Origin of the sequence: Primorskyibacter flagellatus (assembly GCF_900176485.1) — a bacterium.
GTDB lineage: Bacteria > Pseudomonadota > Alphaproteobacteria > Rhodobacterales > Rhodobacteraceae > Primorskyibacter > Primorskyibacter flagellatus.
Genome location: NZ_FWYD01000031.1, coordinates 1 through 23,365, shown reverse-complemented (window position 1 = coordinate 23,365; position 23,365 = coordinate 1). Strand labels below are relative to the sequence as shown.

The 23,365-nt window shown below is 60.8% G+C and carries 22 protein-coding genes and 1 pseudogene; 12 read left to right on the top strand and 11 right to left on the bottom strand.

Annotated elements, in window-relative coordinates; genetic code table 11:
* Positions 1 to 46 precede the first annotated feature (46 nt).
* From B8991_RS22365 to B8991_RS19635, 8 genes and pseudogenes are all read left to right on the top strand, one after another.
* Positions 47 to 250 (top strand): mannonate dehydratase, encoded by a 204-nt coding sequence (locus tag B8991_RS22365; protein ID WP_143514680.1) that lies wholly within the window; start codon positions 47 to 49, stop codon positions 248 to 250.
* Positions 208 to 831 (top strand): mannonate dehydratase, encoded by a 624-nt coding sequence (locus B8991_RS19665; protein WP_268876757.1) that lies wholly within the window; start codon positions 208 to 210, stop codon positions 829 to 831. The genes B8991_RS22365 and B8991_RS19665 overlap by 43 nt, the downstream gene beginning before the upstream one ends.
* A 405-nt stretch (positions 832 to 1,236) precedes the next feature.
* Positions 1,237 to 1,962, top strand: a complete 726-nt coding sequence (locus B8991_RS19660) for a ribonuclease activity regulator RraA (protein ID WP_084354987.1) — start codon at positions 1,237 to 1,239, stop codon at positions 1,960 to 1,962.
* A 76-nt stretch (positions 1,963 to 2,038) separates the two neighbouring features.
* Positions 2,039 to 2,837, top strand: a pseudogene (locus tag B8991_RS19655) (aldehyde dehydrogenase family protein); the annotation flags it as partial.
* Positions 2,838 to 3,385: 548 nt separating this feature from the next.
* Positions 3,386 to 4,351, top strand: a complete 966-nt coding sequence (locus B8991_RS19650; protein ID WP_084354986.1) for a Bug family tripartite tricarboxylate transporter substrate binding protein — start codon at positions 3,386 to 3,388, stop codon at positions 4,349 to 4,351.
* 182 nt (positions 4,352 to 4,533) lie between these two features.
* Positions 4,534 to 4,977: a tripartite tricarboxylate transporter TctB family protein gene (locus B8991_RS19645; protein WP_235866713.1), complete on the top strand. Its 444-nt coding sequence runs from the start codon at positions 4,534 to 4,536 to the stop codon at positions 4,975 to 4,977.
* 3 nt (positions 4,978 to 4,980) lie between these two features.
* Positions 4,981 to 6,507: a tripartite tricarboxylate transporter permease gene (locus tag B8991_RS19640; RefSeq protein ID WP_084354984.1), complete on the top strand. Its 1,527-nt coding sequence runs from the start codon at positions 4,981 to 4,983 to the stop codon at positions 6,505 to 6,507.
* Positions 6,508 to 6,645: 138 nt separating this feature from the next.
* Positions 6,646 to 7,347: a FadR/GntR family transcriptional regulator gene (locus B8991_RS19635; RefSeq protein ID WP_084354997.1), complete on the top strand. Its 702-nt coding sequence runs from the start codon at positions 6,646 to 6,648 to the stop codon at positions 7,345 to 7,347.
* Positions 7,348 to 7,542: 195 nt separating this feature from the next.
* Here the strand turns inward: B8991_RS19635 and B8991_RS19630 are convergent, their stop codons facing one another.
* The 3 genes from B8991_RS19630 to B8991_RS19620 are packed head-to-tail and all read right to left on the bottom strand — an operon-like array spanning position 7,543 to position 10,269.
* Positions 7,543 to 8,415 carry an isocitrate lyase/PEP mutase family protein gene (locus tag B8991_RS19630; protein ID WP_084354983.1) on the bottom strand — a complete coding sequence of 291 codons (873 nt, stop codon included), beginning with the start codon at positions 8,413 to 8,415 and terminating at the stop codon, positions 7,543 to 7,545.
* A 13-nt stretch (positions 8,416 to 8,428) separates the two neighbouring features.
* Positions 8,429 to 9,589, bottom strand: coding sequence for a PrpF domain-containing protein (locus B8991_RS19625; protein ID WP_084354982.1), 1,161 nt, complete (start codon positions 9,587 to 9,589; stop codon positions 8,429 to 8,431).
* A complete protein-coding gene (locus B8991_RS19620; RefSeq protein WP_084354981.1) occupies positions 9,586 to 10,269 on the bottom strand; it encodes a GntR family transcriptional regulator in 684 nt (227 codons plus the stop codon). Before B8991_RS19620 ends, B8991_RS19625 begins: the two co-directional genes overlap by 4 nt.
* A gap of 204 nt (positions 10,270 to 10,473) precedes the next feature.
* Here B8991_RS19620 and B8991_RS19615 point away from each other — a divergent pair, with 204 nt between their 5' ends.
* The 4 genes from B8991_RS19615 (at position 10,474) to B8991_RS19600 (ending at position 14,558) form a co-directional block, all read left to right on the top strand.
* The gene (locus tag B8991_RS19615; protein WP_218673271.1) at positions 10,474 to 11,460 is read left to right on the top strand and encodes a Bug family tripartite tricarboxylate transporter substrate binding protein; all 987 of its coding nucleotides are present in this window, start codon (positions 10,474 to 10,476) and stop codon (positions 11,458 to 11,460) included.
* 61 nt (positions 11,461 to 11,521) lie between these two features.
* Positions 11,522 to 11,962: a tripartite tricarboxylate transporter TctB family protein gene (locus tag B8991_RS19610; RefSeq protein WP_084354980.1), complete on the top strand. Its 441-nt coding sequence runs from the start codon at positions 11,522 to 11,524 to the stop codon at positions 11,960 to 11,962.
* Between the two features lies 1 nt (position 11,963).
* Positions 11,964 to 13,478 carry a tripartite tricarboxylate transporter permease gene (locus B8991_RS19605; RefSeq protein WP_084354979.1) on the top strand — a complete coding sequence of 505 codons (1,515 nt, stop codon included), beginning with the start codon at positions 11,964 to 11,966 and terminating at the stop codon, positions 13,476 to 13,478.
* A 6-nt stretch (positions 13,479 to 13,484) separates the two neighbouring features.
* Positions 13,485 to 14,558, top strand: a complete 1,074-nt coding sequence (locus B8991_RS19600) for an AbrB family transcriptional regulator (protein ID WP_084354978.1) — start codon at positions 13,485 to 13,487, stop codon at positions 14,556 to 14,558.
* Positions 14,559 to 14,594: 36 nt separating this feature from the next.
* Here the strand turns inward: B8991_RS19600 and B8991_RS19595 are convergent, their stop codons facing one another.
* The 8 genes from B8991_RS19595 to B8991_RS21785 form a co-directional block, all read right to left on the bottom strand.
* Complete coding sequence (locus B8991_RS19595; RefSeq protein ID WP_084354977.1) at positions 14,595 to 16,127, bottom strand: tripartite tricarboxylate transporter permease; 1,533 nt, start codon at positions 16,125 to 16,127, stop codon at positions 14,595 to 14,597.
* A complete protein-coding gene (locus B8991_RS19590) occupies positions 16,127 to 16,585 on the bottom strand; it encodes a tripartite tricarboxylate transporter TctB family protein (protein WP_084354976.1) in 459 nt (152 codons plus the stop codon). The genes B8991_RS19595 and B8991_RS19590 overlap by 1 nt, the downstream gene beginning before the upstream one ends.
* Before the next feature lie 73 nt (positions 16,586 to 16,658).
* A complete protein-coding gene (locus B8991_RS19585) occupies positions 16,659 to 17,669 on the bottom strand; it encodes a Bug family tripartite tricarboxylate transporter substrate binding protein (protein ID WP_235866712.1) in 1,011 nt (336 codons plus the stop codon).
* Positions 17,670 to 17,721: 52 nt separating this feature from the next.
* A complete protein-coding gene (acnA, locus tag B8991_RS19580; protein ID WP_084354995.1) occupies positions 17,722 to 20,457 on the bottom strand; it encodes an aconitate hydratase AcnA in 2,736 nt (911 codons plus the stop codon).
* Complete coding sequence (locus tag B8991_RS19575) at positions 20,454 to 21,125, bottom strand: GntR family transcriptional regulator (protein WP_218673270.1); 672 nt, start codon at positions 21,123 to 21,125, stop codon at positions 20,454 to 20,456. Before B8991_RS19575 ends, acnA begins: the two co-directional genes overlap by 4 nt.
* 558 nt (positions 21,126 to 21,683) lie before the next feature.
* Positions 21,684 to 22,283 (bottom strand): SMC-Scp complex subunit ScpB, encoded by a 600-nt coding sequence (scpB, locus tag B8991_RS19565; RefSeq protein WP_084354973.1) that lies wholly within the window; start codon positions 22,281 to 22,283, stop codon positions 21,684 to 21,686.
* A gap of 2 nt (positions 22,284 to 22,285) precedes the next feature.
* Entirely contained in the window at positions 22,286 to 23,176 is an 891-nt protein-coding gene (locus B8991_RS19560; protein ID WP_084354972.1) for a DUF1403 family protein, read from the bottom strand.
* A 9-nt stretch (positions 23,177 to 23,185) separates the two neighbouring features.
* Positions 23,186 to 23,365: hypothetical protein (locus B8991_RS21785; RefSeq protein WP_218673269.1), on the bottom strand; the 180-nt coding region annotated here is incomplete at its 5' end.

Genomic DNA, 23,365 nt, shown 5'->3' with positions numbered 1-23,365 from the left:
GTATACTAGTGTGCTGTAAATTTCTCGACAATTTCAGGAGAAATGGATGCAACAGACGTGGCCTTGGTTCGGCCCGAATGACCCGGCCTTGGTTAATGATTTGGTTCAGGCTGGCATGCAGGGGGTCGTTTCTGCGCTACATCACATACAGCCCGGCGCGGTCTGGGCCCCGAAGAGATTGCGCAGCGGCAAGGCGTTATCGCCAGTTTGCGCGATGGTTCGGCGTCGGGTCTCGAATGGGACGTGGTAGAAAGCCTGCTAGTGTCCGAGGGCATCAAGCGGCAGGCCGGCAATCGGAAACATCATATTGAAACCTACAAGGAAAGCCAGACCAATCTGCATGCCGCAAGTATCGACGTGGTCTGCTATAACTTCATGCCGGTTCTTGACTGGACCCGCAGCGTTCTGGCCTATCGTCTGCCAAGCGGCACCACCTGCAAGCGCTTCAACCTGATCGACTTTGCGGTCCTCGATATCCACATCCTCCGGCGCCGAAGCGACGCAGTCATTTCCCGAAGGCGTGGTGAAGTTGCTGCCAAACGGTTTCCCGACATGTCGCCAGATCGTCGCCGCAAATTGGCGGGCAATGTCGTCAGCGGCATGCCCGGTACCGCCGAAACGCTTTCGCTTGAGGCCGTGCGCGTGCATCTGTCCGCCTATGACGGGGTTTCATCCGAAAGGCTGCGCGCGAACATGGTCGTTTTTGTCCGACCCCGCGCCGCATGCGCAATCCCTTGGCCTGTACCTCTGCTGTCACCTGGACGACCCACCCTTCCCCTTTGCTTTCGCCTCTGCGATGTGGATGCGGTTCTGCCTGTGCGAACGCGATGACGGTACGCCGTGTAGGAGACCCGAGGCAAAGGTCCTCTGACTTCGCGCCACACTCGGCCACGCTGGCAGGGACGAATGGCAGCTTCGGAAAACTACGCGGCAAACGCTTGTTCGGGGGCATTCCCGATGTTCCTAGAGGTCGTCCATCCAAGTCATTATGTAAAAATTAGTTATTCATATGTCTATTTGCAGACTAAATCCGCTGTATAAATCATGAATACTATTTACAAATGTTGACACATTTATTGCAAACGAGTAGCTACGAGTTCAATGTCTTGGAAAGAACCGACTGCCGATCTGCGGAAGAACTGGGGATCGACGTAGCATGCCGGGGCGAGCCAAGGGAGTGATCTGCAAGGTCTGCCTTACCCAAGGTTGCCAAACGCCACACCATAGGAAGAAAAGATGAACGAATACATCCTGCCCGACGAGACGCGTGACAAATTACGCCAGGTGTCCACAGCCTCCGTGGCCACCGCGCTTTATAAACGGGGCCTGCGCAACCAGTTTGTGCAGGGCGTCACACCGGTTGAGCGCAAGCCCGTGACCATGGTCGGCCAAGCCTTTACCCTGCGCTATATTCCAGCGCGCGAAGATCGCAACCCGATCACCGTGTTCCGCGACCGCGACCACAAGCAGCGCGTCGCCGTCGAGACCTGCCCTAAGGGTCAGGTGCTGGTGATGGACGCGCGCAAGGACAGCCGCGCCGCGACAGCGGGCTCGATCCTCGTTACTCGGCTCCAGCAGCGCGGTGTGGAAGGTGTCGTCTCGGATGGCGGTGTGCGGGATGCGGCAGGCATTGGCGCGCTTGACATGCCAGCCTATTTTGCCCGCCCCTCAGCTCCGACGAACCTGACCCTGCACGAGGCGATCGATATCAATGTGCCGATCTCCTGTGGTGACGCAGCGGTCTTTCCCGGCGACGTGATGCTGGGCGATGGCGATGGGGTCATGGTGATTCCGGCGCATCTGGCGGATGAGATCGCGGCGGAATGCATCGAAATGGAAACCTATGAGGATTTCGTCCTCGAGCAGGTCAATGACGGCGCGGGGATTATCGGCCTCTATCCGGGAACCGAAGACGAAAGCACCGTGAAATTCAACGCATGGCGCAAAAAGACGGGGCGATAGACATGACATATACACACCAGGGAAACCACCTGATTGACGGCAAGCGCGTGAGCGCCGAAACGAATTTCTCTTCCGCTCTGGCCTGCGCGAGCCACGGCGTCAGGGCGAGCGCGGCCGCACGACGGGTCAGCGGCGGCTATTGGCAACGCATATTCGCAACGGTGCCGACCTAGACCGTCGCTACGACAAGGCGCTGCCACGTCCCGATCTGCGGATAATGCAATGCCCGGTAGATCCCGTTGAAGTCTTTGGTGTCTCGCGCTTGAAAGCGTGAACCTGATGTTCGTGCTTCCAGAGGCTGCCGCTGCGCGCGGTGCCGATCTGGGCACCAGATGGGCCAGTAGCCTGACCATGGGTGTAGAGCAGTTCTTCACCAATCTCGGCATTGCCGTTGTCATAGACGGGCCAGACGCGAATGAATTCGCAAACGCCGCCAGCGAAGGTCTCAAATCCATTGCCGCGCATTATCTGTTTGATGTCCCGGCCGAAGACTGGATCGCCAACGAAGTGCTGTCGGAAGAGGTGTTTGGTCCGCTGAGCTTGGTGATCCGGGTCAAGGGCGCAGCGCAGATGCGGGCCGTTGCAGCAAGCTTCAAGGGACAGTTGACGGCCACGCTGCAGATGGACGATGGCGACATTGATCTGGCGCGCTGCCTCTTGCCGGTGCGCGAGCAGATGGCGGGACGAGTGCTGGCCAACGGCTTTCCCCCCGGTGTCGATGCTTGCGACGCGATGGTCCATGGCGGCCGCACCTGGCTTCGACCAACTTTGGGGCAACCTCGGTCGGCACCTTGTCGATTCGCCGGTTCCTGCGGCCCGTATGCTATCAGAACCTGTCCGAGGTGCCGCTGCCCGCCGATCTGCAATTGGACTGACGCCAGAATGGCCAAAAAAGTCCGCCGACAGTGTGTCTGCCGGATGATCCGATGCCGCGCAGCACGGAAAGATTACAACTTTTTCCAAATGTACTGCCAGAACGCGCCAAAATCGGACTTTTCTCGAGAGATTTCTGATAAACGAACAACTAACCCGCAAGAATACCCAAAATTTACGCAAAATATGTTAAATTTGTGTTGATTTGTAAATTACTACGGAATAGCGTGCGCAAAGCTTCGACAATCTCGCTTCACAAGGCGAACATTCGGCGAAGCGACAAGACTGGAAGAGGGGGCGTATCAGTCGCATCGAAGGCACAGGCTTACCGTGTGTTCACGCGCAAAGTAGAGACGGTAAGGGACAGTTCCCACATAGCCGCCGGACCCATCCACGGCCATACCGGGCCACTTGCCGCGGCCGTTTCAAGACGCCGCTAAACGACTTTCACAGCGTCAAGCCGATAAAGCACAGCTTTGCCGGACCAGTCGACGCACGCACAACGCCGGACCTGTCTGGCACACGACATCTGTAACGGAGGAACAAACCCATGTTTTACAAGAGCCTGAAAACCACACTCAGCGTTGCGCTTGGCGCGGCCATCCTTGGCACATCTGTTGCCGCGGCGGAGTTCCCGACGCGCGACATTCGCTTGATCGTCCCTTGGCCCGCAGGTGGCGGCGCTGACGCGATTTCGCGCAAGATCAGCAACATCGCCGAGCAGGACCTGCCGAAATCCATCTATGTGGAAAACATCGCCGGTGCGGTCACCGCCACCGGACTGATGCAGATGACCAACGCGCGTCCCGATGGCCACACTGTCGCCGTGCTGACTTATGACAGCATCATCACCCTCCCCCGCGGCGAGATGGTGCCGGGCTATTCGCTCGACAATATGAAGCCGATCGCACGGATCACGAGCGAAGCCGACGCCATCGTCGTCTCCAAGCAGTCGGGCATTGAAAGCTACGAAGATCTGATTGCCCGCGCCAAGGAAAACCCCGGCGAAGTGCGTGTTGGCGTGGCGCCCAAAGGCTCTGGCCCCTATCTCTCGGTGATGCAGCTGGAAGAACTACTCGACGTGGATTTTAACGTCATCACATATGCTGGATCCTCCAGCGCCGAAGCCGAAGCCCTGCTCTCGGGCGAGCTTGATGCGGCGATCTCCTCATTGGGTGACTTCAGCGGCCTGCTGTCTTCCGGCGATGCCAAGGGCGTGGTCGAACTGACCGGGGTGCAGAACGCGACCTACACCGACGTGCCGACACTGAAATCCAAAGGCCATGACCTGCAGACCGGCAGCTTCATCGTGCTTGCGGCCCCGACCAACACACCCGACGACGCGGTCGAGACGCTCGAGACCACCTTCAAGGCGGCCTATGACAGCGCCGAATTTCAGGATTGGCTGGCGCAGATTGGTGTGACCGCCGACTGGCTGGGCTCCGACGAGGTTGTCGCCTGGATCGACGAGCTTCAGTCCAAGACGTTCGCACTGATGGACGATCTGGAACTGTAATCATTCCTCTCGCCAGTCCCCGTTCCGCGGACCGGGGACTGGCTGCGGACGTCAGCGACGCCCGATCCAGCCTTACATGCCCGACCGTGGCCTGGACATCCGCAGACGACACGATCTGCAGTCCCGTGCTTTCAGAGCCTTACAATTTTTTACTCACCCCAGCCCAGGAGAAGACGATGCTCATGAACAGGCAACTGGTTTTTCTTTACGTCACTCTGGCCGTGTCTGTCGGTTATCTTGTGTCGGCCCTGAGGTTGGGTGCTCCTGTCGTCGATGGCGGGTTGACGCCCGCGTTCTTTCCCATGCTCGTGGGCGGCACGGCGATCCTCTTTGCCGGCGTCCTGATCGTGCAAAAACTCCGCGAGGCGCGGGATGCGCCCCCCGTCGAGACGCCGCGCACCTTCACCCATCTCTGGGTCGTGGTAGCAGTCTTTCTCTATGTCGTGGCGTTCAAACCGCTTGGGTATTTCCTGTCCTCGGGGCTCTTTGTCTTTGCGCTGATCGTGCTGTTCTCGGGCCGCGAAAAACTGCTCGTCAAGGCGGTGATCTCCGCAGTGGTCACCGGCGTCGCCTATCTCATGTTCCAGCAATTGTTCGGGGTCCGCCTCCCGACGCTCTGGGGATAAATCATGGACTTCATCCTGCAAGTTTTCAGCAGCTTTTCCCTGCTGCTCGATCCGTTCAACCTGACCTATGTGATCTTGGGCTTCGTGATCGGCACGATCTTTGCCGCCATTCCGGGCCTGACCGCGACGCTGGCGATGGCGCTCTTGCTGCCGCTGACATACACCCTCAATGTCGAAACCGCGCTGATGGCCTGCGCCAGCATCTACATGGCCGGCATGTGCGGTGGATCAATCACCGCCACCACCATCAACATCCCCGGCGCGCCGTCCTCGATGATGACCGCGCTCGACGGTTATCCGATGCAGCAGCAGGGCAAGGGTGCGCTGGCGTTGGGCCATGCCGCGCTTGGTTCGATGTTCGGCGGCGCGGTCGGCGCACTCCTGTTGATCGCGGTGGCACCTTTCGTGGCCGAACTGTCCCTACTGGTAAAGACCACGGGCAAGTTCTCGCTTCTGGCCTTTGCGATTATCGTCGTCGTGATCGCACAGCGCGGTCGTATTCCGCAGGCCGGTTTGGCCGCCTGTATCGGGCTGATGCTGGCCACCGTCGGGCTTGACGCCATGGAGCCGGTTACGCGTTTCACCTATGGCTATTCCAACCTGACCGCCGGGATCGACCTGATGCCGGTAATCATCGGCACCTTCGCCATTGCCGAGGTCCTGACCCAGGCCTATTCCCACACCGATGTCAGCGCCGCGGCCGCCGCCGCCGACAAGGTCAGGATACGCCGGCGCGACTTCCTGCCGCCGCTGTCGGACATCCGCAAGATCGGCTTTGGTGTCTACTTCAAATCCTGCCTGATCGGGTACTTCGTGGGCACTCTGCCCGGCGCAGGCGGCTCGATGGGGTCATTTCTTGCCTATACCGAGACGGTGCGCACCTCGAAAGACCCGGAATCCTTCGGCAAGGGCAACCCGCAGGGCATCGCCGCCTCGGAAAGCGCCAACAACGCGGTCTGTGGCGGGGCCATGGTCCCAATGCTGACCTTCGGCATCCCCGGCGATCCGATCACCGCGATCATGCTGGGCGTGCTGGTCATCAACGGCATCCAGCCGGGTCCGCAGCTGATGGCCGATCAAGCCGGGCTGATTGCCCCGATGCTGGCGGCGCTGCTGTTCAGCGCAGTGGTGCTGATCCCGCTGACGCTCTGGCTCCTTGGCCCGTATTTCATCAAGATCGTCTCGATGCGCAAGGATGTGCTTTATGCCGTGATCGCGCTTCTTGCGGTGGTGGGCAGTTATGTGGCGACCTACTCCACGTTCCAAATGTTCATGGCGCTCGCCATGGGGGTTCTTGCGTTCTACCTACGACGCAACGGTTTTCCGGTGATCACCATGTTGCTGGGCTATATCCTCGGGCCAAATCTAGAAGAATTCCTGCGGCGTTCACTGGCGCTGTCGAACGGTGATCCGACAACCTTCTTCACCAATCCCGACAGCCTGTTCTTTGTGGTGCTAACGCTGATCTTCTTTTACTTCCTGGTGATCCGCAAGCCCGCTGAAATACCCAAGGCTGTCAAAACGAAATAGGATAATACCGCTGGCCGCCCTATCCCATGGGGCGGCAAGGGACTTTGCGATCTGACGCGTGTTGGCGGCTGTATCTCGGGCATATGCTGTCTATATTGGCACCATTCGCGCACCCGGCCCACAAACATGGAGACCCCGTTGTCCGAGACAAGACCCCCCTCGCTGGCAGATCAAGTATACGACCAGCTACTGACCAAGATCCTGGAAGAGGAATATCCGGTGCACAGTCGGTTGCCCACCGAAGAGGTGATGGCACAAGGCTTCGGTGTTTCCCGGCCGATTGTGCGCGGGGCGCTGTCACGGTTGCGTGACGATGGCATCGTGCAATCGCGCCGCGGCTCGGGAAGTTACGTGCTGCGCCGTCCCGATCGCGAACTAAACAGGTTCGTACCGCTTAAATCGGTCTCGGATGTACAGCGGTGTTACGAGTTTCGCATCGATGTCGAAGGTGCGGCAGCCGCCTGGGCAGCACGGAGGCGCGACGACGAAGACCTGGCGGCGATGGATGCCGCCTATCAGGTGATGGAGCAAACCTATCAGCAGAACGCTCTTGGTATTGACGCGGATCAACGTCTGCATCTGGCGGTAGCCCAGGCGGCAAAGAATCCGTTCTTCTCGTCAGTGCTGGAATCGCTGAGCGATCAAATTGCATATGGCGTTAAACTGTCGCGCTCTTTGACCCTGCTCGACACTTCCGGTCGGCAAGAACTTGTGCTGGCAGAGCATCGCGCAGTGCTCGATGCGATCCGTCTGCAACAGCCGGAGGTCGCTCAGGCGACAATGCGCCACCACATCACCGCCGCGAAGGACCGGATGTTCGTCGACACGCAGGAGGATTGACGCCCCAACAGACGGCGTCGATGATTTTCTGACGGTCAACCTCGTGTTGCAATGCCCGGCGGCCAGACCAACTCTCATTTGCGCGTCGCTTAGCCAATAAAGGTCAGCGATGTCATCGCTCTTTTTCGAACCGCGAAGCACGCTGTCCGGAGGAAATCAGAAGGTCCTGACCCTGCCTCAGCATGCCATTGCAAGCTATTCCTTGTAGCGGACCTCCAGTTCGTCGAACATCGATTTGCGCACCAAGCGCTGGCGTTCTTCGAAGCTGGCCAACGGCCCGCCCTCGTCCATACGACCCATTTCCTTCAACTGACCCAGCGCCGTCTGCATTCCATGCACGGCGGATTGTAGGGCGACATTGGCATAAAGAATCAGCGAAAAGCCCATCTGTCCTAGTTCTTCCAAGCCAACGATCGGTGTTTTGCCGCCCACGACAAGGTTGATGAGTTGCGGTGTTCCGGGCAACGCTGTCGGGATTCCGCGCATTTCTTCGACCGATTGCGGAGCCTCGACAAAGGTGATGTCGGCACCTTCCTCGACAAAGGCTGCCGCGCGGTCGAGAGCGGCATTGTAACCATCGGTAGCACGGGCATCAGTGCGAGCGAGGATCAGCATGTTCTCGTCCTGCCGTGAATCGACCGCGGCACGGATGCGGATGCGCGCCTCGGCAAGTGGCACGACCTCCTTGCCCGAGAAATGCCCGCAGCGCTTGGGCGATTTCTGATCCTCCAGCTGCACCGCGCTGGCGCCAGCGCGTTCCAGCGTGCGAATCGTGTGACGCACGTTCAGCGCATTGCCGAAACCGTTATCGGCATCCACCACGATGGGCAGATCGGTGGCGTCGCGGATCGTCGAGGTGTGCTGCGCGATCTCCGACAGGCCGACAAAGCCCAGATCCGGCAGCCCCAGATAGGTATTGGTCAGCCCCGCACCGGTCAAGTAGACCGCCTCGAAGCCTTGATCCTCAATCACTCTTGCGGCCAGCGCATTTGGAGCGCCGGGCATCAAGAGAGGGCGGTTTTCGGACAAACGTTCGCGGAAGGCGCGATTGATTTCATGGCTCAGCATCGGGTTTCTTTCGTTAGTTTGTGTCGTGAAGGCGGGTGTCGGTCACATAGACGAAACCGTCCATCAATCGGCGTTGCGTGCGCAGGATACGTGCGGCGCTGATCTTTTCGGACTGTGCGTCGCGTTTCGCGCCAACGGAAACGATACCGCTGGGCGTGCCGATGCGCAGGTTCAGCGGGTCGGCACCATCGGGCAAACAGCCGGCCACGACCGACCCTTCGCACTGGGCCGCACAGGCCAGGGCTAACGCTCCGGTCACCGGCACAGCGCGATGCGCCTGCCCGGCGGATATCATGCGGATCTGCAGGTCGTGGCTGTCGGGCGCATGACTCTGACCCGAAAGATCGCTGTATCTCGCAGGCGGTGCCACCATGGCGACCTTGGGTGTGGCCATGCGGCTCGCGGCGGCATCCAGATCGGCGGTCATGCTCATCGCCACCGAGGCACGGCACCGGATCTCTTCGAGCCGCGCCATTAGCGGGCCGTTGGCGTCAATCTCCTCGGGCAAGACTGTGGTGTCGCCGCCTACCTCGTTGGACAGGACAAAAACCGAGGGCATCGCCGCGTCGATCATCGTGGCCTTGATGCACCTGCCATCCGTAAGGTCGACCCGGGAGACCACTCCGCCTGCGGGAAATGCGCCGTGTCCGGCGGTATCGGTCGGGTCGAGGAAATCCAGCGCGACGGGCGCGCCGGTACCCGCGACGCCGGGGATCTCCAGATCGCCGTCCACGACCGCCTGGCCGTCCTGCACCGTAAAGCGCGCCTCGATCAGCTTACCGGAATTGGTGTTGTGGATGCGAACCACCGCCTCACCGTCGCGCGGGCCGATCACAAGACCTTCGTCATAGGCGAACGGCCCCATGGCCGAACTCATGTTGCCGCAATTGCCGCTGAAATCGACGTTGATGTCCTTGATGCCGACCTGCGCGAATGTGTAGTCGATGTCGGCATCGGGACGCGTCGCGGGCCCGATGATGCAAATCTTGCTGAGCGAGGAAATCCCGCCGCCCATGCCGTCAAGCTGACGCATGTTCGGGTCGGGGCTGCCCATGATCGCGGCGAACAGCACCGGCCAATCGGTTTCGTCTTCGGGCAGGTCTGCGCGTTTGAGCACAACGGCCTTAGAGGTGCCGCCGCGGATGAAGGCGGCGGGAATTCGGGTCTGGCTCATGTCCGGGTCTCATCTTCCTGTTCGGTCTGGCTCAATTGCATTTCCAGCGCCGTCCAGCTGTTTCGTATATGACGACGCATCAGCAGTCCCGCAATTTCGCCGTCACCATCGATGATGGCGGCGGCAATGCGCTCGTGTTCTTTCAGCGCAACGGCACCGCGTCCTGTAACATTGCGGTGCTTGACCCGCAGTAGCGATAACTGCGGATACAGTTCGCGGGTAAGGTAGCGTAGGATCAGCGGATTGCCCGACAACTCGGCAATCACCACATGGAAATCGCGGTCGCTTGAAGCTTGCAGATATGCGCCCTCGGGGTGGGCCGCGATCTGCGCCCCGTGCTGGTCGAGCAATTGCCTGAAACGCGGCGCAGCATGCCGTCCTGCGTTTGAGGCCGCCAGCGTCGCGGCCTCGGCTTCGAGGGCCGTGCGCACCTGGTAGAGCGCGCGCGCATCGCTTCGGCCGATGATTCGAACACGTGCACCGCTGTTGGGCACGATTTGGACAATTCCCGCTTCAGACAAAAGGCCAAGCGCCGCGCGTACCGGACCGCGGCTGACCGCGAACCGTTCCGCCAGTGCCATTTCGCCCAGCCGGCTGCCCGGCACCAGCGCGCCGCACAGAATGTCATCGCGCAGTTCGGCGGCCAGTCGCTCTGATACAAGAGTCCGAGATTCTGTCATTATTGTAGACAATATTTCTCTCCAAGTGGGATCTTAGCATCGCACAGCGCCTCAAGCGGCGCACTTAAAATCCCCATAACATGTGATAATGTCAATACTTCGATATCTGTTGACAGATGGTCGTATGTGGCATTACCACCCTTCGCTATCCAGATTGCACTACAATTTTCGGATTTCAATCCGTCCTGACAAGGAGCATCAGACATGAAACGACGCCAGTTTTCTGCCACGGCCTTCGGCCTGACGATGATCGCCGCGCTGACCCCTCTAGCCGCTTCGGCTCAAAGCGATTGGCCGCCCAGCCGGGTCACTTTTGTCGTGGCCTTGGGGCCGGGCGGATCTGCTGACCGTACAGCGCGAGCGCTGGCGCAGCGGCTTCAGGATGAGATCGGCGTGCCGATCACCGTGGTGAACCAGAAAGGCGGCGGAGGTCATGTCGGTCAGACCTATTTCACCAATATGCCAAAGGATGGCAGTTTCTTTCTCGCGTCTTCGATTCACCCCTACATTTCAAATGCGATCATGGATTTCGACGCGGACTATTCGCTGGACGACTTCGCCTTTATCAACGGCCAGTGGAACGACCACGACCTGTTCGCCGTGAACGCCGATACCCCTTTTGAAAGCATGACTGAATTCATGGAAGCCGCCAAGGCCAACCCCGGCACGCTGAAAGTGTCGGTGGTGCCCGGCTCGACCGGCGCGATCAACCTTGAATTGGCGCTGGAGGCTTTCGGCTTGGACAAGGATGCAGTCAATATCGTGACCTACCAGTCCGGCGGGGCCGCACGCACGGCCGTGGCGGGCGGTCAGGTGGACATGACTGTTTTGGCCGCCGACGGCACCCTGTCGATCAAGGAAATGGTGCGCCCGCTGGCCATCGCGTCGGACGAGGTTGATGCCAACTGGGATGCCCCGACGCTGAATGCCGCGCTGGAAGACGCGGGGCTGGACCCGCTGCCGGTTTTGGCAGGTTCCATGCGCGGGTTGGCTGCCCATGCCGAGTTCCAGCAGGAACACCCGGAAGCGTTCCAGAAGGTGGTCGACGCCTACAAGACCGTGCTGGAGGATGAGGAGTTTGTTGCGTCTCTTGAGGCACAGAACATCGGTGCCGAATGGCTAGGCCCCGAGCGCACGACAAAGATCATCCGGTCCAACTTTGACATTCTCAAGCGGTTCAATACCGAATGACCTTTATAGCGCGGCGGTTCGCATCGCCGCGCGTCACCCTTTCCTCTGAATGGAGGCTGATATGACCGGAAAGCTATCCGCGCCCCATGCCGCGCTGCTGGGCATCATCCTTGCCTTGACCGGCTATATCACCTGGAGCGCGCTTTCCGCCTCCAATACGCTCAACAACCTGATCGTCACGGTGCCGGTCGCAATACTCATCGCCGTGCTGAGCGGGGTCATTCTTTTTGCGGCCTTTCGCAGCCCTACCCCCCCCGAGCCTGACGAAACCAGCGCCGTCTGGGGCGACCTTTTGTTGCTCTCGGGGTTCGCCCTGTTCTGCTACGCGCTGACGCATATCGGATTTGACGTGGCCACCTTTGTCTTTGTCTGGGCCGGGGTCGTGATGAGCGGTGGCAAGGGCCTATGGCAGCCGCCGCTGTTCTCAGCACTGTTCACGCTGGTACTGGTCAAGGGTTTCGGCGCGCTTTTTCCGTATCCGATGCTGACGCTGGTGCTGTGACATGATCGATCAAATCGCCTTCTCCGGCGCCGTCTCGCTATTGTTCACCAGCTTTGCGCCCTGGATGTGGGTCATTCCGGGGCTGTTGATCGGTCTGATCTTCGGATCCATTCCGGGCTTGCAGATCTCCATGGCCATGGCCGTATTCCTACCCGTCACCTTCAGCATGGAATTTTTGCAAGCCATGCTCTTCCTGACGGCGATCTTCACCGGCGGGACCTATGGGGGTGGGGTGACGGCGATCCTGATGAACATCCCAGGCTCCTCGTCATCGATTGCCACTGCTTTTGACGGCTACCCGATGGCACGCGCGGGCAAGCACAACGAGGCGCTGGGGCTCGGCCTTGCGGCGTCCGTCGTGGGCGCTTTCGTGGGTTATATCCTGTTGCTTTTGCTGATCGACCCGTTGGCAGCACTGGTCCTGAAGATCGGCCCGATGGAAATGGTCGTGGTGGTGCTCTGGGGGCTGACCCTGATCGCCACGCTGAATGAAGGTAGCCTTGCCAAGGGGCTGATGGCCGGCTTCTTCGGCCTGATGCTAAGCCAGATCGGCATGTCCACAACCGGCGTCATGCGCACCGATATCTTCATGCCCTTCCTGATCGACGGCATCGCGGTGGTGCCCGCGATGATCGGCATTTTTGCGGCCTCCGAACTGCTACGCCTGCGCGGCGGCAGCTATCTGGTTCGCGATGATGCACAGCGCGACATATCCATCGCGCGGATCATGGCCGGCGTGGGCCAGACGTTCAAATATCCCGGCGTGCTGATCCGTGGCAGCCTGATTGGTGCGGTGATCGGTGCCATTCCGGGCGTAGGTTCTTCGGTGGCGAACCTCGTGTCTTATGGCGAGGCAAAGCGCAAATCCAAAAATCCCGGATCGTTCGGCAAAGGTGCCCCGGACGGCGTGATCGCGGCGGAATCCGCCAATAGCAGTTCCGAGGGCGGATCGATGACGGCGCTGCTCGCGCTGGGAATCCCCGGCGGGGCGGCAACGGCCGTTCTGCTGGCGGCGTTCTCGTTCCACAATATCGTCGGCGGACCGTCCTTCATCCGTAACCAGACCGATATCGTTTATTCGATCATCCTGGGGAATCTGGGTCAGGTCATCCTTCTGGCCGTGATTGGTTTGTTGATGCTGCGGGTGCTAGGCATGGTGGTGCGGGTGCCACTCGCCTATCTGGTGCCCAGCGTGCTGGCGATGTGCGCCTGGGGCGGCTACGGCATCACCGGGACCATTGCAGGACCGCTCACGGTTGCGGTCTTTGCCGGGCTGGGCTGGCTGATGCGAGGCAGCCGTTACCCCGTCGCAGCCACGGTGATCGGACTGTTGCTGGGCCGGATGATGGAGGGCGAACTGGTGCGCACATTGCAAATCTCTGGTGGTAACCCGCTGCGCTACCTGTTCGAGCGGCCAATCGCGCTTGGTTTGTTCGTGGTCATGCTGCTGGTGCTCGTGGGCGCACCCGCGCTCAAAGCCTATCGCAAGCGCAAAACCGGCGACATCGCTGGCTGACCTTCCGTGCTGTACAACCCATATACGCGCGGTGGGGCCACCATCGCAATCGGGGCAGCGGGCGGCGCGGTGTTCCTGATCCTCAACTTGGCGCTGCCTTGGGTGCTGGGCAGTCTAACCGCAACGTTTCTCGTACGGAAGGTCACCGGATTCAGAACCGACCTGCCGCGCTCCTGGCGCGGGTACGCCATGGTCGCCATCGGCACCATGCTGGGGACCAGCTTCACCTCGGACGTGGTGGCCCATGCGGGCGGATGGGCGGTCAGCATCGTCGCGATGCTGCTGCTGTCGCTGGGGTTCGGCCTGTTTGCCTATATGGTGTTTCGCCTCTTCGGCGGCATGGACCGCGCCACAGCACTGTTCGCCGCGACACCGGGCGGGCTGACAGTCGTCAGCCTGCTGGCCGAGCAATACGATGCAGCGGTCAATCGCGTCGCGCTGTGCCACACCGCGCGGCTGGTGGTGCTCCTCGCCAGTGCGCCCTTCATCATCGAGACAATCTCGGGCATCGACCTGTCAGACGCCAACAGCGCCTTCCTCAATCCGATTGAGCCACTGGACCCGCTGCGCCATGGCGGGTTGGTGCTGGTGGCGGTTGTCAGTTGGGCAGTGGCCCGCCGGTCGAGCCTGCCCTCGGCGCTGTTGCTCTTTCCGCTGCTGAGTTCGGCAGTGCTGCACGGGTCGGGTCTAATGACAGTGCATGTTCCGCCGGTTCTCTCCAGCTTGGCGCAGGTCGTTATCGGCGCTGGGGTCGGCGCGCGTTTCGCAGACTATACCTTGCGCCAGATCTTGCGTGACGGCTGGCTTGCCGCGCTTGTCGGGCTGGCTCTGGCACTCGGAGCGCTGGCTGCGGCTTGGGCGATGGTCCATGTCACCGGAGACGAGATCGCGCCCCTCTTTCTGGCCTACCTGCCGGGAGGCGCGCCGGAACTGGGCGTCGTCGCGCTGGCACTGATGATCAACCCGGCGATGGTGGCCGCGCATCACGTCTCGCGCGTATTCCTGATCGTCGCGATCCTGCCGGTTCTGGCGCGGCGGCTGGCCGTTCCGATGGAAGATACCGACAGCGTGTCGAAGTGACGGCGGGGCCATACCGGCCCCGCCCGCTGTTTTTCTTCAGTCGTTCGCGTCTTCGCGAGAGACCGGGTCACCCTCCATGCGCCGGGCGCGGCGCTGAAGATAGACAGGGATGGCCACCACCAGCACTGCCAGAACGTAAAGCGTGACGCTCTTGTAATCCTCCAGCAGGATCATCCAGTCGCCACCGGAAATCGACAGCGCCCGGCGCAGGTTGTTCTCGAACAACCCACCCAGCACGAAACCGAGGATCACCGGTGCCAGCGAGAATTCCATCTTGCGCAGGAACCAGCCGAAGACACCCAGCCCCGTGACCAGCAAGAGGTCAAAGGGGTTGCCGACAATGGTGTAGATTCCCACGAAGGCCAGGATGGCGATCATCGGCGTCAGATAGTGCTGCGGGATTGTCAGCATCCGCGCGAACAAACCCACCAACGGCAGGTTGATCAGCAGCAGCGCCACGTTACCGACATACATCGACGCGATCAGTCCCCAGGCGATCTCTGGCTGCTGGGTGAACAGCAGCGGTCCGGGCTGGATGTTGAACATCAGCAGCGCGCCCAGAATGATCGCTGTGGTCCCAGATCCCGGAATGCCCAGCGTCAGCATCGGCACCATGGCCCCGCCCGCAGCCGCGTTATTGGCAGTTTCCGGCGCGGCCAGACCACGCACATCACCGGTGCCGAACAGATGACCCTCGGCCCCCGCCAAGCGTTTTTCCGTGCCATAGGCGACCGCAGAGGCAACCGACGCGCCGGTGCCCGGCAGCACGCCGATGAAGAACCCCAGGAATGAGCAGCGCACGATGGTCCATTTGGATTTTGCCAGATCGGCCATTTTGACAAAAGAGTTGTCCACCGGCAGCGAGTCCAGTTTGCCCGAGACCTGTTTTTCCACCAGCGTGAACAGTTCCGCCATGCCGAACAGACCCACGATGACGATCAGAAAGTCGATGCCCGCAAGAAAATCGGGAATGCCGAAGGTATAGCGCGGCACGCCGGTATTGGCGTCGATCCCGATGGTCGCCAGCATCAGGCCGATCAACGCGCCTAAAAGCGTCTTGGTGGGGTTCTTGCCCACCAGCGAGGCCAGCGAGGCAAACGCGAAGACCATCAGCGCGACGTAATCCGCCGGGCTGAAGGTGACGGCGAAGGTCGCCAGCATTGGCCCGAACAGCGTCATTAGGATCACCGCGAAGGTGCCACCGATAAAGGACGAGATCGCCGACAGCGACAGCGCTCGGCCCGCTTGACCGTTCCGCGCCATGGGATAGCCGTCAAGCGTGGTCATGACTGCGCCCGCATCGCCCGGCACGTTGAGCAGAATCGACGAGATCCGGCCGCCATATTCAGCACCATAATAGATGCCCGCTAGCAGAATCAGCGCCGAGGCGGGCTCGAACCCCATGCTGTAGGCGATGGGCAGCAGGATCGCGACACCGTTGATCGGGCCAAGGCCCGGCAACGCGCCGATCAGCGTGCCAAAGAAGGCCCCTGCAAGCACCAGCATCAGGTTGAACGGGTCCAATGCTACGGCAAAACCGGTGCCCAGACCGGTGAGAATGGTATCCATCAGGTGCCTCCCATTTCAAGCAGCGCCTCGACCAACTCGCCCTCGGGCAGGTTGAGATCAAGTAGGATAGCGCAGAGCAGATAGCCGCCGATCCCAGCCGCCAGCCCGAAAATTGCCGAGTGTTTCAGGGTTGCGCCCAGCATGCGCGCGGTCAATGCACCAAAGAGAATGGTCGAGATAATAAAACCGACCGGCTCGTACAGTTCGGCATAGACGATCATCAGCGCGACCATAAAGAGCAGCCGGAAGGCGGTCGCGCGGTTGACTTCCAGACCTTCCACATCCGGCTTCCACAGAATGTGTATCAGGCAAAGCAGCGCGATGACCGAGAGGATCTGCGGCCAGCTTTCCGGTCCGAGCGGGTCGTATTGAAATGGCGCAGAGATGCTGACAAAGGCAATGATCGCATAAGCGACGGTCGCCAAAAACAGCACGCCGGCGAAAATCCGATCTGCCATAGGTTTTTCCTTCGGTGCGACGTGACGGGATGCCGGGGCGCGGTACATCGCACCTGCCCCGGCCCGGTGTGTGTTACTGGATCAAACCGGCTTCGGTTGCGATTTCGCGCAGTTTGGCCATGTTGTCATTCACCGCCTGGGTCAGCTCGTCCCCGGCAAGGTTGAGCGGCAGAAGACCTTTCTCGGATTGCAGTTTGGCGAACTCTTCGGTCTCGTAGGCCGCCTTGAAGGCATCAACCCACGTGTTGTAAGCCTCGTCCGACACGTCGCCGCCCATGTAGAAGCCGCGCATGATGGTCCACTCCACGTCATAGCCTAACTCCTTGGCGGTCGGAACATCGGCAAAGGGTTCATCGAGACGCTCATTCGACATGGTGGCCAGAACGCGCATAGTGCCGGCATCCATATGCGGCACCATCTCGCCCACATCGCCGGTATAGACGTCGATGGAGCCTCCCATCAGCGCAGCGATCGCGTCACCGCCGCCATCCAAAGCGACATAGCGCATACCTTGAGGCGTGCCGCCGGCTTCGCGGATCAGCAGTGCGGCCTTCATCCAGTCCTGCGACCCGATGGATCCGCCCGCGCCCACGACCACCGAGGCCGGATCTTCGGTCAGCTTGTTCATGACGTCTTCGAGGCTTTCGAACGGGCTGTCGGCCGGCACGATCACGGCACCGAAATCGGCACCCGCAGTAGCGACCCAGCGCACGTCCTCTTCGGAGAACTGGCCATATTTTCCGGTCGCGATGTTCAGTAGCGAGCCGGTGGAATACGCCACGATGGCGGAATCGTCATCGGTGCGCGTGGTGTTGAACAGGTTGAACGCCACCGCGCCGATGCCGCCAGGCATGAAGGTCACCTGAATGGTCTCCGACAGATGCGGCTCGAGTCCGCTCTGGGCGATCCGGCAGGTCAGGTCGAACCCACCGCCCGGCTGAGCTGGTGCCACGCATTCCGGCTTGTCGATCTCGCCCTGAGCCATGGCTGGCGCGCCAAGCCCGGCGGCGAATGCCGCGGCGGCACCAAGGCGCAGAATTCGGCTCATAGCGCCGCTCGCGTGGGATGTGGTCTGGAATAGCATGGTTTTCCTCCTCTGGTTTTCATGCAACGGCGCTTGATCGCGCCACTTTCGGTTATTGGTCTTGTCGTGCCGCCGCCGCGTGGAGTCGGCGCAGGATCAATCGGCCGAGGCCGCCCGCCGCGATTTGCTCGGCTTCCGGTGCGCTATCGATGTGCAATGTCACCTCTTGCTCCTCGCGCGCGCCATCAGCGCGGTCAATCACCAGCCGCGTCCGGCCGCGCGGCGCAATCGGATGTTTCAGGTCAGGAAGTGAAATCCGTTCGGTCCCGTCAAGACCCAAGGTCTCTGCCGAGACGCCTTCGGACCATTGGCACGGAATCACCCCCATTCCGACGAGGTTGGAGCGGTGAATGCGCTCAAAGCTTTGCGCGATCACAGCGCGCACGCCCAGTAGGTTCGTGCCCTTGGCTGCCCAATCCCGGCTGGAGCCGGAGCCGTATTCCCGGCCAGCGACAATCACCAACGGTCGGCCCATCGCGCGATAGGCCTCGGCGGCATCGAAGATCGGCAGCGGCTCACCCCGTCCCTCGATCCGCGTAACGCCACCCTCGATACCCACGGCGATGCGGTTGCGCAGCCGCGGATTGGAAAAGGCACCGCGCATCATTACCTCGTGATGACCTCGCCGCGCGCCGTATGTGTTGAACGCTGCCGGCGCGACGCCGCGGGCCTGCAACCACTGCCCGGCGGGCGAATCCGGTGCGATCACCCCCGCGGGGCTGATGTGATCGGTGGTCACGGAATCACCTAGAATGATAAGGATCGATGCGCCTTCGATTGCGGCGTCAGCGTCATCATCGGCGTCGAAATGCTCAAAGAAGGGCGGGCGAGCGATATAGGTGGAGGCGGGCCATTCGTAGGTCGTCCCGGCAGGCGAGTCGACCTGTTGCCAAAGCTGGCCGCCGGGGTCGCTTACGGCATAGATGTCACGATAGGCCTGCGCATCTCCGGCGTGAACCAGCGCCGCTTCGATATCTCGCGCCGAAGGCCAGATGTCGCGCAGGTGCACCGGCCCGCCGTCGTTCCCCTGCCTCAGCGGCACGGATGTCAGATCGACCCGGATGCTGCCAGCCAGTGCATAGGCGACGACCAGCGGCGGAGACATCAGGAAATTGGCCCGTATTGACGGGTGGATACGCGCCTCGAAATTGCGATTGCCCGACAGCACAGCGGCGCAAACCAGATCATCCGCCGCAATCGCCGCATCCAGCGCCGGATCAAGCGGGCCGGAATTGCCGGCGCAGGCACCGCAACCATAGGCGGAAATGCCGAACCCCAGTTTCTCCAGCGGCGCCATTAGTCCGGCGGCCGTCAAATAATGCGCCACGACACGAGAGCCTGGCGTGAAAGAGGTTTTGATCCAAGGCGGCACGGACAGACCAGCCGCAACGGCGTTGCGTGCCAACAGGCCCGCGGTCATCAGAACCTCGGGATTGGAGGTATTGGTACACGACGTGATTGCAGCAATCAGGATATCGCCCTGCCCCAGATCTTCGGGCATGTCTGGCGCCGCTGCGACCGGGCTGCGCCGCTCTAGCTCCGCGGCTCTATCGTAGCCACCATCCCCGACTGGTGCCGCCATCAGACGTTCGAAGGTTTCGCTCACATCAGACAAGTCGATCCGGTCCTGCGGGCGTTTTGGCCCTGCAACACTGGGCACGATCCGGCCAAGGTCTATCTGAAGGTGCTCTGAATAGTCGATATCGCCCGGCATCGGCATGCCGAACATGCCTTGCGCCTTGTAATAGGCTTCCAGCATTGCGACGTCCGCATCGTTACGGCCCGTCGCGCGGAAATAATCGATCGTCCGGTCATCGGTGGGAAAGAGTCCGATCGTGGCACCATATTCCGGAGCCATGTTGGCGATCGTCGCCCGATCCGTGGCAGACAGAGACGCCGCACCAGCGCCGAAAAATTCGACAAATTTGCCCACCACGCCATGCGCGCGCAGCCGTTCCGTCACCACCAGCACCGCATCGGTGATGGTGGCGCCCTCGGGCAGACGACCTGTCAGTTCCACCCCCACGACATCCGGCGCCACCAGCGTAACTGGCTGACCCAACATGGCGGATTCCGCCTCGATACCGCCGACACCCCAGCCCAGAATGCCAATGCCGTTGATCATCGTGGTATGACTGTCGGTGCCCACCAGCGTGTCGGGGTGCCAGATGCCATCGGTTTCGGACACACCCTTGGCGAGTGATTCTAGGTTCACCTGATGGATGATGCCAAAGCCGGGCGGAACCGTGGTGAAGTTTTCGAACGCGGCATTACCCCATTTGAAAAAGGCATAACGCTCGGCGTTGCGATCATATTCCAGTTCCAGATTGCGCCGCAATGCATCGGCAGAGCGTGCGTGGTTGATCTGGACCGAGTGGTCGATGACAAGTTGTACCGGGATCTGCGGCTCGACCAGGGCTGGGTCGGAACCGGCACGGACCATGGCGTCGCGCATCGCCGCAAGGTCGCAGACCAGCGGCGTACCGGTGAAATCCTGTAGTACCACGCGCCCCACCGAAAGCGGCACTTCGGTGCGTTGGCCGTCGGGACTCCAGTTCGCCAGTGCTTTGATATGCGCGGCAGTGGTTCCGGGTTTGCCGCAATTGCGCAGCGCGGATTCCAGCAGGATGCGTATCGATATCGGCAACCGTGCAATACCCGGATAGCCGGTTTTTTCCAGCGATGGCAGGGAACAGAAGCGGTGCACACGCCCGCCTGCGGCAGTGAAGCTGCCAATATGGCGCGGACCCGTCTGCTGGGCTGTGGGAGAAGAATCGAGCGTCTTCATCGCGCGGGCATTTCCGTCCATAGCAGGTTTTCCCGCGCATTGGAGATATGCAGGCGCATCGCTTCTTCAGCCTTGTAACGTTCGCCAGTTTCCAGCGCCCGCACGATATCGGCATGCTCGGCGAGTGCCGCCTCTGAGCGACCGGGTTTTGAAGAAGAGCGGTGACGGTACATGCGTATTTGAAGATAGAGTTCATCGCAAAGCGCCCGGAACAGGCGCTGACTGCCTGAATGCTTGATGATGAAGAAATGGAAATCGTTGTCCGACGACACCTGTTTGTAGTGTCCGGTGCTTGCGGTCTCACTCTCATGCCGCGCCAGCATCTGGGCGAGGATACGCAGATCATCCGCAGCCATGCGGGTCGCCGCAAGCCCGCAAGCTTGGCCTTCCAGTGCTTCGCGCATTGTAAAAAGATCGTCGAGATCGGCAAGCGTCAGAGCGGTGATAAACACGCCGAGATTTGTCCGGCGCTCGACAAGCCCATGGCTTTCCAGTCGGTTCATTGCTTCGCGCAGCGGCCCGCGACTGATCCCGAAATCCCGAGCAAGTTCGGCCTCTTTCAGGCGAGCCCCTGGCTCCAGCTCGCCCTTGGCTATACCGTCCGAAATCGCCGCAAAAGCCTGGTCGGACAGGGACGGTGCTGGAATGATGATCTTGCGTGACTGCACGTCGCCCTCATTCTGAAAACTGTTGACAGTTAGGCACCCTAAATTCCAGGTGTCAACCGATCGTTGAGCAAGAAGTCTGTGTCGCGTTGCGCTTAAATCGGTTCTGTCTCAATTTGTGTGGCGGAGAGGTAGCATTCGGTCTCTGAGCAGCTCTGGACCGGCTCCACCGTCGGCGGCTCGGTCGTGCCTTGAGCACGCGTCTTCAACTGCCGAAGCACCGTGTCATCGCTGACTCCAACGCCCAAACGATGAAAGAGCCGCTCGGCAGGCCGCCCACCTGTCGCATGCCCCATATGACGAGGATTTCGCGACGTTCCTCGATAGCCTTGAGGCCAGAATGCCTCTTCCACATGCGTTCCGAGAGTCCTGCATCTGCGCTTTGGTCCCGCATTGCTCGGGCCGCGCCAACCATTCGGGCTTGGTGGCATCGTTCATGGCAGAAATCACGTCACGGAGGATCCCGCGAGAAAAGTTGCGCTCCGGACATCCTGATTTGGCAGGTTTACAGCTAGCCATCATCCGCCCTCATTCAAACCGCCGCGCATCGTAGCGCTGATACTACGCCTGCGAATTGATGAGCCCTGCATCCACCATCTGCTCCCCATCCGGCAAATCGTGCAGCGCCCCCAAATCAAAGGTGGCCAGGAACTTGTCGGTTGTCACATAGGTATAGGGTGCCCCGCGCCTTGGCGATCTCGGCCCGGTGCCGATCAAACCGCGCGCATGCAGCCGACCGATCAAATCCCGGCTGATTTCCTTTCCGAAGATGTCTTTCAAGCCATCCCGCGTGATTGGCTGGTGGTAGGCAATAGCGGCGAGTACCGTGACATCATATTCACGCAGATCGAGATCCTGTTCACCGATGTCAGCCGCGGTCCGGATCGCCGGCGCATAGGGGGGCCTGGTTCGCAGCATCCAACCGCTGGCGACCTGCGCCACTTCGAATGACCGGCCGTCAAGATCCGCGGCCAGGTCCTCGATCAACAGCTCAACCGAAGCTCCCTGCCCCACCACCCGTGCCAGATCCTCACGCGCTACTGGCGAGGCAGATGCAAAGAGAACGGCTTCGATCCGCCGCATCCATTCGCGCCAGCGCAACTCGGCTGGCAGATCCTCTAGTTCCCGGTCGAGACCGGTTTCGGCGTGATTCTTGGCCATGCTCACACTCCGTAGAGCCGGAACGTGTCGCGCCCGGTGAGCTCGCGGGCGACGCCCAACTCTACCAGCCGGTCGCAGAACCGGCGCGCTGCGCGGTCAGACCGCAAAGAGGTGAGCGCGGCGGGGGCCACTGCGTCGAGGACCAGAAACAGGGTGACAGCCTCGTCAGATCCCCTTGCCCGCAGTTTGTGTGCGATGGCGCGCAGGCGGTTGGCGCGTCGGGTCAGATCGACGAGTTCGCGAGAAGCCTCGGTGGCTGCCAATACAACGGCTCGGTGACAGGCCAGTCGCAGATCATCACCGGTCTTTCTCAAGTCGGTGCGTTTGAGCCCGTATGCAAGTAGCGGCGTGACATGCACCCACCCGAGCGCCAGCGTCAGAGCCGCATCCGCAAGGAGCAGCGCGGAGGTGAAGTCGCGGGAGCTATTCCCGAGAACGGCCTCGAGGACGGCTGCCGCTCGAACCACCGGAGCCCTCTTCCTGGCTTCGAGCCTCTGGGCGATCTGGTCAGGTTCTGAAACCGCAAGAGCCCGGCGCAGCGACCTGACCGAAACCGGTCGTTCAACCGCCCTCCGCCAAGACAGGTAAATCTCACCCGCAGGACCAGGCTCGTCACCTGGCTGAAGGAACGCGATCGCGTCGCGCAATTCTCCGGCCCGTTCCGGACGACCCGCATGAGCGACACAAGCCTCCGCAGCACGAAGCGCAAGGCGTTCCCGGAGCAAAGAATGCGGGAGGTCGTCGCTCGACAACACATGGTGCAGGTGGCTCAGTGCCGATCCCGACAAAAAGGCACCATCTTCAAGGGTTTCTATGCGTCCGGAGGTGACCCAGGAGGGCATCCGGGGTATGGGATCAAAGTCGTCGCTTGGTTCGTGTCGGACGTAGGTCATGTCACAAGACTATCGGATGGCGGCGGTTGATGCCACAATATAGTGTAGAAAGCGCCGCACTTGGTGACCTTCACTCGTGTCCAATAAGTTTGCATTATCGGACATCAAAATGTTACGCTCGAAAACATGGGTAATCTCACGAATAAAAGCACCAAAAGCGAGCGTTCCGACGCCCATGAGGCCGAGGTT